This window comes from Sodalis sp. RH14, assembly GCF_047324285.1.
Lineage (GTDB): Bacteria > Pseudomonadota > Gammaproteobacteria > Enterobacterales > Enterobacteriaceae > Acerihabitans.
In genome coordinates this window covers 807,941-823,132 of record NZ_CP178739.1, presented here as the reverse complement: position 1 = coordinate 823,132, position 15,192 = coordinate 807,941, and the positions used below count along the sequence as shown (strand labels likewise).

At 58.6% G+C, this 15,192-nt stretch carries 10 protein-coding genes; 8 read left to right on the top strand and 2 right to left on the bottom strand.

The window, feature by feature from the left end:
* Positions 1 to 130: 130 nt before the first annotated feature.
* On the top strand, positions 131 to 1,537 hold the full coding sequence (locus ACL2XQ_RS03620) for a S8 family serine peptidase (RefSeq protein WP_413722130.1): 1,407 nt from the start codon (positions 131 to 133) through the stop codon (positions 1,535 to 1,537).
* 9 nt (positions 1,538 to 1,546) lie between these two features.
* Here ACL2XQ_RS03620 and ACL2XQ_RS03615 read toward each other — a convergent pair whose 3' ends face one another.
* Positions 1,547 to 2,314 carry a DedA family protein gene (locus ACL2XQ_RS03615; protein ID WP_410016438.1) on the bottom strand — a complete coding sequence of 256 codons (768 nt, stop codon included), beginning with the start codon at positions 2,312 to 2,314 and terminating at the stop codon, positions 1,547 to 1,549.
* A gap of 197 nt (positions 2,315 to 2,511) precedes the next feature.
* On the opposite strand from ACL2XQ_RS03615, the gene ACL2XQ_RS03610 reads away from it, so the two are divergent.
* The 3 genes from ACL2XQ_RS03610 to rluA all read left to right on the top strand — a co-directional run bounded on the left by ACL2XQ_RS03610 (position 2,512) and on the right by rluA (position 8,658).
* The gene (locus tag ACL2XQ_RS03610; RefSeq protein WP_410016439.1) at positions 2,512 to 4,884 is read left to right on the top strand and encodes a DNA polymerase II; all 2,373 of its coding nucleotides are present in this window, start codon (positions 2,512 to 2,514) and stop codon (positions 4,882 to 4,884) included.
* 170 nt (positions 4,885 to 5,054) lie between these two features.
* Positions 5,055 to 7,961: an RNA polymerase-associated protein RapA gene (rapA, locus tag ACL2XQ_RS03605; protein ID WP_410016440.1), complete on the top strand. Its 2,907-nt coding sequence runs from the start codon at positions 5,055 to 5,057 to the stop codon at positions 7,959 to 7,961.
* A 43-nt stretch (positions 7,962 to 8,004) separates the two neighbouring features.
* Positions 8,005 to 8,658 (top strand): bifunctional tRNA pseudouridine(32) synthase/23S rRNA pseudouridine(746) synthase RluA, encoded by a 654-nt coding sequence (rluA, locus tag ACL2XQ_RS03600; RefSeq protein ID WP_410016441.1) that lies wholly within the window; start codon positions 8,005 to 8,007, stop codon positions 8,656 to 8,658.
* A 30-nt stretch (positions 8,659 to 8,688) separates the two neighbouring features.
* Here the strand turns inward: rluA and djlA are convergent, their stop codons facing one another.
* Positions 8,689 to 9,504, bottom strand: coding sequence for a co-chaperone DjlA (djlA, locus tag ACL2XQ_RS03595; protein WP_410016442.1), 816 nt, complete (start codon positions 9,502 to 9,504; stop codon positions 8,689 to 8,691).
* Between the two features lie 182 nt (positions 9,505 to 9,686).
* On the opposite strand from djlA, the gene lptD reads away from it, so the two are divergent.
* The 4 genes from lptD (at position 9,687) to rsmA (ending at position 15,184) form a co-directional block, all read left to right on the top strand.
* Positions 9,687 to 12,029: an LPS assembly protein LptD gene (lptD, locus tag ACL2XQ_RS03590; RefSeq protein WP_410016443.1), complete on the top strand. Its 2,343-nt coding sequence runs from the start codon at positions 9,687 to 9,689 to the stop codon at positions 12,027 to 12,029.
* A 66-nt stretch (positions 12,030 to 12,095) separates the two neighbouring features.
* Positions 12,096 to 13,391, top strand: coding sequence for a peptidylprolyl isomerase SurA (surA, locus tag ACL2XQ_RS03585; protein WP_410016444.1), 1,296 nt, complete (start codon positions 12,096 to 12,098; stop codon positions 13,389 to 13,391).
* The gene (gene pdxA / locus ACL2XQ_RS03580; protein ID WP_413740063.1) at positions 13,381 to 14,373 is read left to right on the top strand and encodes a 4-hydroxythreonine-4-phosphate dehydrogenase PdxA; all 993 of its coding nucleotides are present in this window, start codon (positions 13,381 to 13,383) and stop codon (positions 14,371 to 14,373) included. Before surA ends, pdxA begins: the two co-directional genes overlap by 11 nt.
* Positions 14,366 to 15,184 carry a 16S rRNA (adenine(1518)-N(6)/adenine(1519)-N(6))-dimethyltransferase RsmA gene (gene rsmA / locus ACL2XQ_RS03575; protein ID WP_410016446.1) on the top strand — a complete coding sequence of 273 codons (819 nt, stop codon included), beginning with the start codon at positions 14,366 to 14,368 and terminating at the stop codon, positions 15,182 to 15,184. Before pdxA ends, rsmA begins: the two co-directional genes overlap by 8 nt.
* Positions 15,185 to 15,192 lie beyond the last annotated feature (8 nt).

Here is a 15,192-nt window from a genome sequence, read left to right as displayed (position 1 = left end):
CAGGAGAAACTGAATCACCGCGGCAGCAATGCCTTTGTGCAAATTTTACTTCTTATCAGACCAAACATCATAAATGACGGGATGATTCGTCAACCGTCAAATACGATTTTATTATCGGGGGTTAACTATAATGAGTGACAAAATTCTTAAAAAAATTGACTTCTTTGCCCAGCAGGGCGTCAAATACACTAACATCGTGTTTCAACTTAAACGAAACAATGCCGGCGCGTATTACTTTTCAGAAGCGCAAAAAATTGAGCACGAGCTCAAATTTAACTTTGAAACCATGGGAGTTTCCCCTTTATTTGACATATCCGGCAGTCCTCGTGATGATGCGGCCAAAGAAATGAATAAAACATTTGGCTTGGATCGCTATTTCAAAATCAAATTTTTTAATGAGAATGTCAACGCTGTTGAATATATTAATGAAATACTTCACGCCATTGCGCTATTCAGCTCAGTCGAGACGGTTTATCCCACTACCGAACCCGTATCGCTACGGGGCGCAAGAAGTTATAACGCTCTTCACACCGAGCAACCCACCCTTGATGATGAGCCAAAAACGCTTAACGGCGTGGAAAATTATAACTTCGTCCCTTTACAATATTATCTTTGGCCTGCCCGGCATTGTTTCAATAGCTTCAGGCTCGGCGGTGTCGACGGCACCGCCGGTCTAAGTTACGCCGGGGGCAGGGGCGAAAATGTCACCATCATTACCAACGAGCCTGATGCCTGGTTCACCGGTCATAATAACCTTCCTCCGGAGCGCGCTATTGTCGAAGGCGCCGTCACCGTCGGCTGCGACAATACCGCGTCCGTGGGTGTGATGGCGGGGCTGGAGCTGGGGTATGGCATTATGGGGATCGCCAGCCGGGCGAAGGTGGGTTATGCCGCCCGGGGCCTGCAATATCTCTATAACCTTTATCACCGTCTTAAGGCGGGAGACGTTATCCAAATAGGTATGCAGCATCAAGGAGGAAATAGATCTTATTATAATCAGGAATGTTATCTTCCGGTCGAATTTGAACCTGCCTGGTTTGATATGATCTCCGCGTTAACATCCAAAGGTATCCACGTTATTGAGGCGGCGGGGAATGGCGCGATTAATTTAGACCATCCGATACTTAACGGCAAATTCAATCGTCATCAAAGGGATTCAGGCGCTATTATTGTCGGAGCCCTCGACCCAAGGACGGGACTAAGGGCCGCCTACAGTAATTTTGGTTCGCGCATAGACAGTTCGAGCTGGGGTGATTTTGTGGTAACGACCTCATACGGTTATGCCACGCTGCTCAATAAAACCAATGCCTGGTACATCAATAATTTTTCCGGCAATTCGCCGGCCAATCCCATCGTGGCGGGTGTGGCGGCATGCCTGTCAAGTATTGCCATCGCCAATAAAAAAAACCTTACCGCCCCGCAGTTCCGTGAATTACTCACCAGTACCGGAACGGTGCTGGCGGAGAATTTTTCCTCGATTATAGGAACGCAGCCGGATTTAGGTAAGGCGATATATACCTTATTCTCCAAATACTGAAGCCGTCGGTCACACCCTGACCACTTTCCAGAATTGAGCCGCGTAGATCGGCATCAGCGGATGCTGGATAAGCGCAACCAGCGCCGCCGCCATCGCCAGGAGGCAAAGGGGGGCCAGCCAGCGCAATCGCGACAGCGGCAGCCAGCGGGTGAGGCGATCGGCCTGGCGTTTATCGGTTCGCAACCAGCGCCATCCAAGCCAGCCGGCCAGCCAGCCCAACAGGGCCACGCCTAACAGCAGGCCACGGAATTGCCCGGAGTGCTGTCCGTCTGGGATATTAATAGCCACCCCGGCCAGGATGCCGGGCATAAAATACGCAGGTGGCCAGGTGAGGCAGCCGATAACATTGGGCAAGGCGAATTTCAGGGGCGGCAGGTCCAGCATCCCGGCCACCATCGGCACCAACGGCCGGGTAGGGCCGATAAACCGGCCGGCCAGGATCGTCAACACGCTATGCCGGTGCAGGGCATGTTCGATTTTATTCAACGTGGCGCGGTTTTTTTTCAGGAAAGACCAGCGTTTCAGCGATTTTTTACAGCCATGGCCGATAACATAGGAAATCCAATCGCCAAGAAAGCATCCGATAATGCCGGCCGCCCAGGCGGGATAAAATCCCATCGCGCCGCTGCCGATAAGCGCGCCCAGCGTCGCCATCATCACCGTACCCGGTAATAACAGCCCGACAAAAGCCAGGGATTCAAGAAATGCCACCAACGAGACGGCAAAAAGCGAAAAAGCCAATGACTGCGTAACCCAGTGTTCGAAAAAAGCCAGCATAACCCCCTCAGGTTTCTATAAGCCGATGGATTGTCAGGGCTAGAAGGCCCGCCGGTCAACGTAACAATTGTATGAAGATTTGGCTGCGCTTGTCCGGACGCCGCGCAACTGGACAAATACTGTATAAATAATCATAATTATCAGGTTGCCCGAGATAAGGCGACGCTTCATTTACTTTAACCGGATATCCAGACGCCATGCCAGACCAATCCCTGCCCGGCCAGGGTTTTGTCCTTACCCGCCACTGGCGGGATACTCCCGAAGGCGCCGTCATCGATTTCTGGCTGGCGACCGATGGCGGCGCGCGGAAAATCAGCCTGCCGCCGCAGCAAGCGGTGGCGTTTATGCCCGCGGAGTGCCTGCCGCGCGCGCAAACCCTGGCGGCCGCCATCCCCGGCTGCGAGCTGCGTCCGCTGGCGCTGCGTGACTTTCATCGTCGCCCGGTGGTCGGCGTTTACTGCCGGCACTATCGCGATTTAGGCCGGCTGGAAAAACGGTGCCACGAGTCCGGCATACCGCTGTATGAAGCCGACATTCGCCCACCGGAGCGTTATCTGATGGAGCGTTTTATCACCGCCCCGGTCTGGTTTGACGGCCATGTGCAGGAAAACGGCGTTATCACCCACGCGCGGCTTAAGCCGTCGCCTGATTACCGGCCCGCGCTGAAACTGGTTTCGCTGGATATTGAAACCAACCGTTTTGGCGAACTCTATTGCATCGGTCTGCAAGGCTGCGGGCAGCGGCGGGTTTATATGCTGGGCGAGCCCCCGGCCGCCGGCGCCGGGTCGTCCGGATTCCTTGAATACGTACCCACCCGCGCGGCGTTGATCCAGCGCCTGAACCAGTGGTTCGCCGACCATGACCCCGATGCCGTTATCGGCTGGAACCTGGTGCAGTTTGATTTACGTATCCTGCAAAAACAGGCGGAACGCTACCATCAGCCTTTGCTGCTCGGGCGCGGCGGCGCGGCGCTGGAATGGCGCGAACATGGCGCCAAGGCGGGACATTATTTCGCCAGCGCCGCCGGCCGCCTGATTATCGACGGCATCGAGGCGCTGAAATCCGCCTTCTGGCAGTTTTCCTCGTTTAGCCTGGAAAACGTGGCGCAGACGCTGCTGGGCGAGGGAAAGGATATCTCGACGCCCTACCAGCGCATGGACGAAATCGACCGGTTGTACCAGGAAGATAAGCCGGCGCTGGCCCGCTACAATCTCAAGGACTGTGAGCTGGTGACGCGTATTTTTGACCATACCCGCCTGCTGGCGTTTCTGCTGGAACGCGCCACCGTCACCGGGCTGGCCGCCGATCGCAGCGGCGGATCGGTGGCCGCGTTTACCTGGCTCTACCTGCCCAGAATGCACCGGGCGGGTTTTGTGGCGCCCAATCTTGGCGATGTACCGATGCAGGCCAGCCCCGGCGGTTATGTCATGGATTCCCGCCCCGGCCTGTACGACTCGGTGCTGGTGCTGGATTATAAAAGCCTTTATCCCTCTATTATCCGCACCTTTCTCATTGATCCGGTGGGGCTGATCGAAGGCATGGCCGGCGACGCGCCGGACGGGACGGTCGCGGGTTTTATCGGCGCGCGCTTCTCCCGCACCCATCACTGCCTGCCGGACATCGTTCGGGAGCTTTGGCTCGGGCGCGAGCGGGCGAAACGGGAAAATAACCGGCCCTTATCGCAGGCGTTGAAAATTATCATGAACGCTTTCTACGGCGTGCTGGGCGCGCCCGGCTGCCGTTTTTTCGACGCCCGGCTGGCCTCCTCCATTACCCTGCGCGGCCATGACATTATGCACCGCACCCGCGAGCTTATCGAAGCCCGGGGTTATCCGGTAATCTACGGCGATACCGACTCCACGTTTGTCTGGCTGAAGCACGCCCACGATAGCGAAGCGGCCAATGCCATCGGTCAACGCCTGGTCAGCGATATCAATCAATGGTGGCAAACGCACCTGCGCGACACCATGGGGCTGGAAAGCGCGCTGGAACTTGAGTACGAGACACACTTCACCCGTTTCCTGATGCCTACGATTCGCGGCGCGGAGCTGGGCAGCAAAAAACGTTATGCCGGCCTGGTACAGGACGACAAGGGCGAACGCATGGTATTTAAAGGCCTGGAAACCGTGCGCAGCGACTGGACGCCCCTGGCCCAGCAGTTCCAGCAACAATTGTATGAGCGCATCTTCCGGCGCCAGCCGTATCAGGATTTTGTCCGCGATTATGTCCGCCGCACCCTGTCCGGCGAGCTGGACGCCCTGCTGGTGTATCGCAAACGCCTGCGGCGCAGGTTAAGCGAATACCAGAAAAACGTGCCGCCCCAGGCCCGCGCGGCGCTTATCGCCGATGAGTATAATGCCCGTCACGGCCGGCAGCAGCAGTACCAAAACGGCGGGTGGATAAGCTATATCATGACCGCCCACGGTCCCGAGCCCCTGGAAATCCGGCAAAGCGTGCCGGACTATAATCACTACCTGGCCAAACAGCTCCAGCCGGTGGCGGATGCCATCCTCCCCTTCCTGCGTGATGACTTTGCTACGCTTATATCAGGTCAGATGGGACTGTTTTGATGCGAAAGTGATGGATTGGTAGGTGACGAAGCGACACTCATCCATTAACATAGCGCCTTTTCAGACCTCAGCATCACTCTTGCCGCATTTTTCACCGCCGTGGCACCAGGCCGCGGTAAGCCGCGCTATTGCCGGTATTTTTGCCTAACATAACACCGAGCCGAGAATTTATGCCTTTTACCTTAGGTCAACGCTGGATCAGCGATACGGAAAGTGAATTAGGACTGGGAACCGTGGTGGCACAGGATGCCCGCATGGTCACCCTGCTGTTTTCCGCTATCGGTGAAAACCGTCTTTATGCCCGCGCGGATGCGCCTATCACCCGCGTAATATTTAATCCCGGCGATACCATCACCAGCCACGAGGGCTGGCAGCTCAGCGTGGAATCCGTGCGTGAAGAAGACGGCCTGCTGACCTACATCGGCACCCGATTGGATAACGGCCAGGCCGATACGGCCCTGCGGGAAGTCCTGCTCGACAGCAAGCTGACCTTCAGCAAACCCCAGGACCGACTGTTCGCCGGCCAGATCGATCGCATGGACCGTTTTGCCCTGCGTTATCGGGCGCGCAAGTTTCACAGTGAGCAGTTCCGCCAGGCCTGGAACGGACTGCGCGGCATCCGCGCCAACCTGATTCCCCACCAGTTGCATATCGCCTCCGAAGTGGGACAGCGCTACGCTCCCCGGGTTTTGCTGGCGGACGAAGTGGGCCTGGGCAAGACCATCGAGGCCGGCATGATTATCCATCAGCAGTTGCTCACCGGCCGCGCCGAGCGGGTGCTGATCATCGTTCCCGAGTCGTTGATGCATCAATGGCTGGTGGAAATGCTGCGCCGTTTCAACCTGCTGTTCTCGCTGTTCGATGACGAGCGCTACTCCGAGGCCATGCAGGACAGCGATAATCCGTTTGAAACCGAACAACTGGTGCTGTGCTCGCTGGATTTTGTCCGCCGTAACCACGAGCGGCTGGAAAAGCTGGCCGACGCCGATTTTGACCTGATGGTGGTGGATGAAGCCCATCATCTTTCCTGGAGCGAGGAGGCCCCCAGCCGCGAATATCAGGTCATCGAACAGCTGGCGCGCAGTATTCCCGGGATCTTATTGCTGACCGCCACCCCGGAGCAGCTGGGGCTGCAAAGCCATTTCGCCCGGCTGCGGCTGCTGGATCCCGATCGGTTCCATGACTACCAGGAGTTCGTGGCGGAGCAACAGCGTTACCGCCCGGTAGCCGACGCGGTGACCCTGCTGCTGAACGGCAAGGCGCTGGACAAGGACGCCAAGAACCTGCTGGCCGATATGATAGGCGAGCAAAGCATCGAACCCCTGCTTTCCGTCGCCAATGGCGAGGATGAGCGCGCCCAGGCGGCGCGTCATGAACTGATCGCCATGTTGATGGATCGCCACGGCACCAGCCGGGTGCTGTTTCGCAATACCCGCCAGGGGGTGAAAGGCTTCCCGCGCCGGCTGCTGCATCAAATCAGGCTGCCGCTGCCCGCGCAATACCAGACCGCCATTAAAGTGGCCGGCATCATGGGCGGTAAACTGACGCTGGACGATCGGGCGCGCAACATGCTTTATCCCGAACAGATTTATCAGCAGTTCGAGGGCCAGAACGCCACCTGGTGGAACTTCGATCCCCGCGTCGAATGGCTGATGGATTTCCTGCTGCAAAACCGGCAGGAGAAAGTGCTGGTGATCTGCGCCCATGCCGCCACCGCGCTGCAGCTTGAACAGGTATTGCGCGAGCGCGAAGGGATCCGCGCCGCGGTGTTCCACGAAGGTCTGTCGCTGCTCGACCGCGACCGCGCCGCCGCCTATTTCGCCGCGCAAGACGACGGCGCCCAGGTGCTGCTCTGTTCGGAAATCGGCTCCGAGGGCCGTAACTTCCAGTTCGCCAGCCGGATGGTGATGTTCGATCTGCCATTCAATCCGGATCTGCTGGAGCAGCGCATCGGCCGCCTGGATCGCATCGGCCAGAACCACGATATCCTGATCTTCGTGCCTTATCTGGAGCAAACGGCCCAAGCGGTGCTGATCCGCTGGTATCATGAAGGCCTGGACGCGTTTGAACATACCTGTCCCACCGGCCGGACGTTGTACGATCAATACTACCAGCAGTTGATCGGCTACCTGGGCGAACCCGCCAAACTCGACGGCCTGGATGACTTTATCCACGCCTGCCGCCGCCAGCACGACCTGTTGAAGCTGCAACTGGAACAGGGGCGCGACCGTCTTCTGGAGCAGCATTCCAACGGCGGTGAACAGGCGCAGGCGCTGGCCGATGCCATCGCCGGCCAGGACAGCGACGCCCAGTTGGTGAATTTCGCGCTTAACTTATTTGATATCGTGGGCATCAACCAGGAAGATCGCAGCGACAGCCTGATCGTGCTGACACCCTCGGAGCATATGCTGGTGCCTGATTTCCCGGGCCTGCCCGAGGAAGGATGCACCATTACCTTTAACCGCGAGCAGGCGCTGTCCCGGGAAGATACCCAGTTTATCAGTTGGGAGCATCCGATCATCCGCAACGGTTTGGATCTGGTATTATCGGGTGACAGCGGCACCAGCGCGGTATCGTTGCTGCGCAATAAAGCGCTGCCGGCGGGCACCCTGCTGGTGGAACTGGTGTATGTGGTGGAGGCGCCCGCGCCGAAAAAACTGCAGTTGAGCCGCTTCCTGCCCGCCACGCCGGTCCGGTTGCTGCTTGATCAGAACGGCAATGATTTGGCCGGCCAGGTTGAATTCGAGCAGTTTAATCGCCAGCTCAACGCGGTGAAGCGTCATACCGCCGGTAAACTGGTCAGCGCGGTACAGCCGGAGGTGCATAAGCTGTTGCAAAGCAGCGAAGCGCTGGTGGCGAAACAGGCCCAGGTATTGATAGACAACGCCCGGCGGCAGGCGGACGAAAGCCTGAGCGCCGAACTGCATCGCCTGGAGGCGTTAAAGGCCGTCAATCCGGCGATTCGCGAGGACGAGCTGGAGACGCTGGCGTCCAACCGCCAGCAGGTGCTCGAGCAGTTGGACCAGGCAAACTGGCGGCTGGATGCCATTCGCCTGATCGTGGTGACCCATCAGTAAGCATGACCTACCCGGGGCGACGCCCCGGGCAAACCGGAGCAGCATGGAACCCTATAATCCGCCCACCGAACCCTGGCTGCATATCCTGTACCAGGACGCGCATATTATGGCGGTCAACAAACCCAGCGGCCTGCTGTCGGTTCCCGGCCGCTTGCCTGAGCATAACGACAGCGTGATGACCCGGGTCCTGGCGCAATTCCCGCTGGCGCAGTCCGTGCACCGGCTGGACATGGCCACCAGCGGCGTGATGGTCGTGGCCTTGTCCAAGGCGGCGGAGCGGGAGTTGAAACGCCAGTTCCGCGAACGCGAGCCGCGCAAGTCCTATATTGCCAGGGTATGGGGACACCCCGCCCAGGAAGAGGGATTGATTGATTTACCGTTGATATGCGACTGGCCCAACCGGCCGCTGCAAAAGGTGTGCTTTGCCACCGGCAAGGCGGCGCAAACGCAATACCGGGTATTGTCTTATGACGCCGATCTCACCGCGCGGGTGCTGCTGATGCCGGTCACCGGGCGCTCGCACCAGCTGCGGGTGCATATGCAGGCTATCGGTCATCCGATCCTGGGCGATGGTTTTTACGCCACGCCGCAGGCCAAGGCCATGGCCGGCCGGCTGCTGTTGCATGCCCAGGAGCTGGCCATTACCCACCCGGCCTTCCACTCGCCCATTCATTTCCGCTGCGAAGCGGATTTCTGAGCGGCCCGCCGTAATGCATGCGGCGGACGATCAGTGAAACCCTTTCTCGCGCTTAATCAGATCGTAGGCCGCCTGAATGGCCTGCGTTTTCTGCTTGGCCATTTCCATCATTTCCGGCGGCAGCCCTTTCGCCACCAGCTTATCCGGATGATGTTCGCTCATCAGCTTGCGATAGGCGCGCTTGATGACGATGGCGTCGTCGGTACTGTTGACGCCGAGCACCTTGCAGGCGTCCTCAAGCGTGGGACCGCGCTCGCCGCCGGGCCGGTAGCCGCCCTGCGCGTAATCGCCGCCGCCAAACTGCTGGCCGCCCTCCATCATGCTGAGGAACTGATCGAATTGCACCCGCGAGATGCCCAGTTCCTCGGCAATCACATACAGCACCTGCCGCTCGTTGGGATGTAACGATCCATCGGCGAACGCGGCCTGGATTTGGATTTCCAGGAACATCCTGACGAGATCAAAACGCCCGAAGCAGACCTGGCGAAACTCGCGCAGCGACGCGCGCAGCGGAAACTGGCTTTCCTTGCCTTCACGGAAGGCCTGCTGCGCCGCGGTGCGCGCGGCGCCGTCAAGCCGCAGGCGATCCATCATCAGGCTGGCGTTTTGGATATCCGCCTCGGTAACGCGCCCCTTTGATTTGGTAAGATGCCCCATGACCTGAAAGGTGGTGCGGAAAAAGACATTCTGCCGGGTCTGCTGATCGGCGAAAAAACCGCCGCCGCCGCGTGCACCGCGCGCCTTATCAATCATATGGCCAATCAGGAAGCCTAACACCACGCCCCAAAACCCTGCTCCGGATAGAAAACCCAGAATAACGCCCAACACCTTACCCCAATACCGCATATACTCCTCAATTCATCATGCCGTCACTGCAAATTTGCTTTATCATACCTGTCATTTATCGCTGTGCCTAACGGTGCGCGGATAAACGGCAGGATTTAACACTGGCGCAACTCCGGTGAGTGAGATAGTCTCTGACCGTTTGACGGCATGAAGCCCAAGATGACGGAACACCCGAAAAGCATATGAAGAAACGTTTCCCTACATTGCTGGCCAGCCTGATCTGGTCGGCGCTTTATAGCCATCATGCGTTGGCGGATTTTGCCGATCAATGCATGCTGGGCGTGCCTGCCTATACCAAGCCGCTGGTCACGGGCGACCCGAATCAACTGCCGGTGCATATCCAGGCGGACCATACGACGGCCAATTACCCGGATAACGCGCTGTTTACCGGCAACGTGGACGTGGAACAGGGCAACAGCACGCTCAATGCCAAACAGGTGGAGCTACAGCAGACACAGTCCGGCCAGCAAGACCCGGTGCGTACCGCCACGGCCACCGGCGACGTCCATTACAGCGATAACCAGATCAAACTCAATGGACCTAAGGCCTGGTCAAACCTGAATACCAAGGACACCGACGTTTACCAGGGCGACTACCAGATGGTGGGACGCCAGGGACGCGGCGATGCCGATACCATGAAAATGCGCGGCCAAAACCGCTACACGGTCTTGGAAAACGGCACCTTTACCTCATGCCTGCCCGGGGACGACAGCTGGAGCGTACAAGGCTCGGAAGTCATCCACGACCGTGAAGAACAGGTGGCGGAAATCTATAACGCCCGCTTCAGGATCGGCAAGGTGCCGGTGTTCTACAGCCCTTACCTTCAGCTGCCGGTGGGCGATAAGCGCCGTTCCGGCTTCCTGATCCCCAATGCCAAATACGGCACCAAGAGCGGTTTTGAATTTTCCGCCCCCTATTACCTGAACCTGGCGCCAAACTACGACGCCACCATTACGCCGCATTATATGAGTAAACGCGGCACCCAGTTGCAAAACGAATTCCGCTACCTGACCGCGCCGGGGATGGGCCTGGTGCAGTTCGACTGGTTGCCCAGCGATTCGGAATACGCCACCGATCATCCCTCCGACAGCAATACCGACCGCTGGATGCTGTACTGGCGGCACAACGGCGTGATGGATGACGTCTGGCGTTTCAACGTCGATTATACCCGGGTCAGCGATCCCTATTATTTTACCGATCTGACCTCGCAGTACGGTTCCACTACCGACGGCTACGCCACGCAGAAATTCAGCGTCGGTTATTCCGACGAGAACTGGGACGTCACCCTGGCCAGCAAGCAGTTCCAGATATTCTCTAATTTCGGCGACAGCAGCGCCTACCGCGCGGCGCCGCAGCTTGACGTCACCTATTACAAGAACGATGTCGGCCCGTTTGATACCCGCATCGTCAGCCAGGCCGCCAAGTTTACCAGCGTCAGCAGCAATAACCCCGAGGCCACGCGGCTGCATGTCGAACCGACCATCAGCCTGCCGCTGGCCAACCGCTGGGGCAGCCTGAACACCGAAACCAAGCTGATGGCCACCCATTATCAGCAGGACAATCTCGATACTTACAATACCAATAATCCCGACAGCCGGCTGGACGGCACGGTCAACCGGGTGATGCCGCAGTTCAAGACCGACGGCAAAATGATTTTTGAACGGAATATGGACTGGGCGCAGGATTATACCCAGACCCTGGAACCGCGGGTGCAATACCTGTATGTGCCCTACCGCGACCAGAGCAATATCAACGTGTACGATTCCACGCTGCTGCAGACCGACTATACGGGCCTGTTCCGCGACCGCAGCTACAGCGGCCTCGATCGCATCGCCTCCGCCAACCAGGTATCGGGCGGCGTAACCACCCGGCTTTATGATGACGCCCTGGTTGAACGTTTTAACGCTTCGCTGGGTCAAATCTATTACTTTACCCGTCCGCGCACCGGTTCGACCAACAGCAGCCTGGATCAGGATGCCGAAACGGGCAGCGTCGTCTGGGCCGGCGACACCTTCTGGCAGATCAATAACCAGTGGGCCGCGCGCGGCGGCGTACAGTATGATACCCGGCTGAACAGCGTGGCGCTGGGCGACGCGGTCCTGGAATACCGTCGCGACGATAACCGGATGGTTCAATTGAACTACCGTTATGCCAGTCCCGAATATATCCAGGCCATGTTGCCCAACATTTCGCATCCGGGCTATCAGCAGGGGATCGCGCAGATTGGCACCATCGCCAGCTGGCCAATCCGCGACCGGTGGTCGCTTGTCGGCGCGTATTATTATGATACCAAGGCAAGCCAGCCCGCCGAACAGCTGATTGGCGTGCAGTACAACACCTGTTGCTGGGCGGCGACGGTGGGCTACGATCGCAAGATCACCAGTTGGAACTACAACAGTAACACCAGTAATTACGACAATGCCGTGACGTTTAATATACAACTGCGCGGTCTGAGCAGCGATTACGGTCTCGGTACCGACAAGTTGCTGGGTTCCGGCATACTGCCGTACCAACGGGCGTTTTAAGGCCGTTTCGGACCAGCGAACGTTAATCTAGAATCCGCGAATGCGGCTGATATAAATGGAAAAGTTATGAAAAACTGGAGAACGCTTATTCTCTGCATGGCGATGTGCGCCGGAACCGCGTTCGCAGCGCCCCAAGTGGTGGACAAAGTTGCTGCCGTGGTCGATAACAGTGTCGTTCTCGAAAGTGATGTGGACGGACTGCTGCAATCAGTGAAACGCAATGCCCAGGATGCAAAACAGCAGTTGCCCGATGACGCGACGCTGCGTCGTCAGATTATCGAACGTTTGATCATGGACAATATCATCCTGTCCATCGCCCAGCGCAATAACGTTACCGTCACGGACGAACAGCTGACCCAATCCATTACCAACATTGCCGCGCAAAATAAAATGACGCTGGATCAGTTGCGCAGCCGCCTGGCCTATGACGGCATCAGCTACGACACCTATCGTAAGCAAATCCGCAAGGAGATGCTGATTGCCGAAGTGCGCAACGGCGAAGTACGCCGCCGCGTGACCATCCTGCCGCAGGAAGTGGATTCCCTGGCCCAGCAGATTGCGGCGCAAACCGGCAACGGCGCGCAATACAACTTAAGCCATATTCTGATCCCGCTGCCGGAAAATCCGACGCAGGAGCAGGTGGATAAAGCGGAAGCCATGGCCGGCTCGCTGGTGCAGCAAATCAAGGGCGGCGCCGATTTCGGCAAGCTGGCCATCAGCTACTCAGCGGATCCGCAGGCTTTGAAAGGCGGCCAAATGGGCTGGGGCAAGCTGGAAGAATTGCCGAGCCTGTTCGCTGAACGCCTGCAGGGGGCGCCCAAAGGGGCGGTTATCGGTCCGATCCGCTCCGGCGTCGGCTTCCACATCCTGAAGGTCAACGATATCCGCGGCGGCGATGAAAAGGTCTCGGTCACGGAAGTCCATGCCCGGCATATCCTGCTGCGCCCGTCGGTGGTCTTGACCGACCAGCAGGCCGAAGCCAAGCTTAACGAGGTGCTGGCGCTGATTAAAAGCGGCAAGACCGATTTCGCCGCCCAGGCCAAATTGCTGTCACAGGACCCCGGCTCCGCCAACCAGGGCGGCGATCTGGGCTGGGCCGCTCCGCAGGCTTACGATCCCGCGTTCCAGGACGCGCTTATGCGCCTGAAGAAAGGCGAAATCAGCCAGCCGGTGCATTCTTCTTTCGGCTGGCATCTGATCCAGTTGCTCGACACGCGCCAGGTTGACCGTACCGACGCCACCAAAAAAGATCAGGCCTATCGCCTGCTGTTCAACCGCAAATTCGCCGAAGAATCGCAGACCTGGATGCAGGAACAGCGTGCCGGCGCCTACGTCAAAATCATGGATGGCGATGCGCAATAACGCGCGGCTGGCGATCACTCCCGGCGAACCCGCCGGGATTGGTCCCGATCTGGTCGCCATGCTGGCGCAGCAGGCCTGGCCGGTGGAACTGGTGGTCTGCGCCGATCCGGATGTCCTGCTCGCCCGCGCGCGCCGCCTTGGGCTGCCGCTGCGGCTTTACCCTTATCAGCCGCAGCAGCCGGCGGCGCCGAGGCCTGCCGGCAGCGTCAGCGTACTGGCCATTACCGCCCCCGCCCCGGTTACGCCCGGCGCGCTGGATGTCGCCAACAGCGGCTATGTTGTGGACACCCTGGCGCGCGCCTGCGACGGATGCCTGGACGGCGAGTTTGCCGCCCTGCTTACCGGCCCGGTGCACAAGGGCATTATTAACGACGGCGGTCTGGCCTTTACCGGCCATACCGAATTTTTCGCCGGGCGCAGCCGGCGCGAACGGGTGGTCATGATGTTGGCCACCGAATCGCTGCGCGTGGCGCTGGCGACCACCCACCTGCCGTTATCGGCGGTGCCGGCGGCCATCACGGCGCAAACCCTGCGGGAAGTGATCGCCATTCTCGATGGTGATTTACGCGCGCAGTTCGGCATTCCCCGTCCACGTATCTACGTCTGCGGACTGAACCCCCATGCGGGCGAAGGCGGGCATATGGGCCGGGAAGAGATCGATATCATCATCCCCACGCTGGACGCCCTGCGCGGGGAAGGCTATGACCTGGTCGGGCCGTTGCCGGCCGACACGCTGTTTCAGCCCAAATACCTGCAACATGCCGACGCGGTGCTGGCGATGTACCACGACCAGGGCCTGCCGGTACTGAAATACCAGGGTTTTGGCCGCGCGGTCAATATTACCCTCGGTTTACCTTTTATACGTACCTCCGTCGATCACGGCACCGCGCTGGAACTGGCCGGCACTGGTCTGGCGGAGGCCGGCAGCATCAAAACGGCGTTAAATCTCGCCATTAAAATGATAAATAACCGTAATGAGTAAACTTGTTCACCAGGGCCATCTGGCCCGCAAACGTTTTGGTCAGAATTTTCTTCATGACGGCAATATCATCGATTCCATCGTCTCCGCCATCCATCCCCTGCCCGATCAGGCCATGGTGGAAATCGGCCCCGGCCTCGGCGCGCTGACCGAACCGGTGGCGGAACGCATCGATCATATGACGGTCATCGAGCTGGATCGCGATCTGGCCGCCCGCCTGGCGACGCATCCGTTCCTGAACAGCAAGCTGACCATTGTGCAGCAGGATGCCATGACGGTGGATTTTGCCGAACTGTCGCGACAGCTGGGGCAGCCGTTGCGGGTATTCGGCAATCTCCCGTACAATATTTCCACGCCGTTGATGTTTCACCTTTTCGGCTATACTCAGGCAATCCGCGACATGCATTTTATGTTGCAAAAAGAAGTGGTCAACCGGCTGGTCGCCGGCCCGGACAGCAAAGCCTATGGCCGCCTGAGCGTGATGGCGCAGTATTATTGCCAGATCATTCCCGTGCTGGAAGTGCCGCCGACCTCATTCCGGCCGGCGCCAAAAGTGGACTCCGCGGTGGTACGGCTGGTGCCTTACGCCGAGCTGCCCTACCCGGTCAGCGACCTGCAGGTGCTGGCGCGCATTACCAGCCAGGCGTTTAACCAGCGCCGCAAAACCGTGCGTAACAGCCTGGGTAACCTTTTTACCGCGGAGCAATTAAAGGCGTTGGGCATCGACCCGATCCTGCGCGCTGAAAATATTACCGTGGCGCAGTACTGCCAACTGGCGAACTGGCTGGCGGAGCACCCTTCGCAACAGGAATAACAGGAGCA

Coding starts and splice junctions, on each gene's coding strand:
- ACL2XQ_RS03620 (WP_413722130.1), top strand. CDS start 131: ATGAGTGACAAAATTCTTAAAAAAATTGACTTCTTTGCCCAGCAGGGC.
- ACL2XQ_RS03615 (WP_410016438.1), bottom strand. CDS start 2,314: ATGCTGGCTTTTTTCGAACACTGGGTTACGCAGTCATTGGCTTTTTCG.
- ACL2XQ_RS03610 (WP_410016439.1), top strand. CDS start 2,512: ATGCCAGACCAATCCCTGCCCGGCCAGGGTTTTGTCCTTACCCGCCAC.
- rapA (WP_410016440.1), top strand. CDS start 5,055: ATGCCTTTTACCTTAGGTCAACGCTGGATCAGCGATACGGAAAGTGAA.
- rluA (WP_410016441.1), top strand. CDS start 8,005: ATGGAACCCTATAATCCGCCCACCGAACCCTGGCTGCATATCCTGTAC.
- djlA (WP_410016442.1), bottom strand. CDS start 9,504: ATGCGGTATTGGGGTAAGGTGTTGGGCGTTATTCTGGGTTTTCTATCC.
- lptD (WP_410016443.1), top strand. CDS start 9,687: ATGAAGAAACGTTTCCCTACATTGCTGGCCAGCCTGATCTGGTCGGCG.
- surA (WP_410016444.1), top strand. CDS start 12,096: ATGAAAAACTGGAGAACGCTTATTCTCTGCATGGCGATGTGCGCCGGA.
- pdxA (WP_413740063.1), top strand. CDS start 13,381: ATGCGCAATAACGCGCGGCTGGCGATCACTCCCGGCGAACCCGCCGGG.
- rsmA (WP_410016446.1), top strand. CDS start 14,366: ATGAGTAAACTTGTTCACCAGGGCCATCTGGCCCGCAAACGTTTTGGT.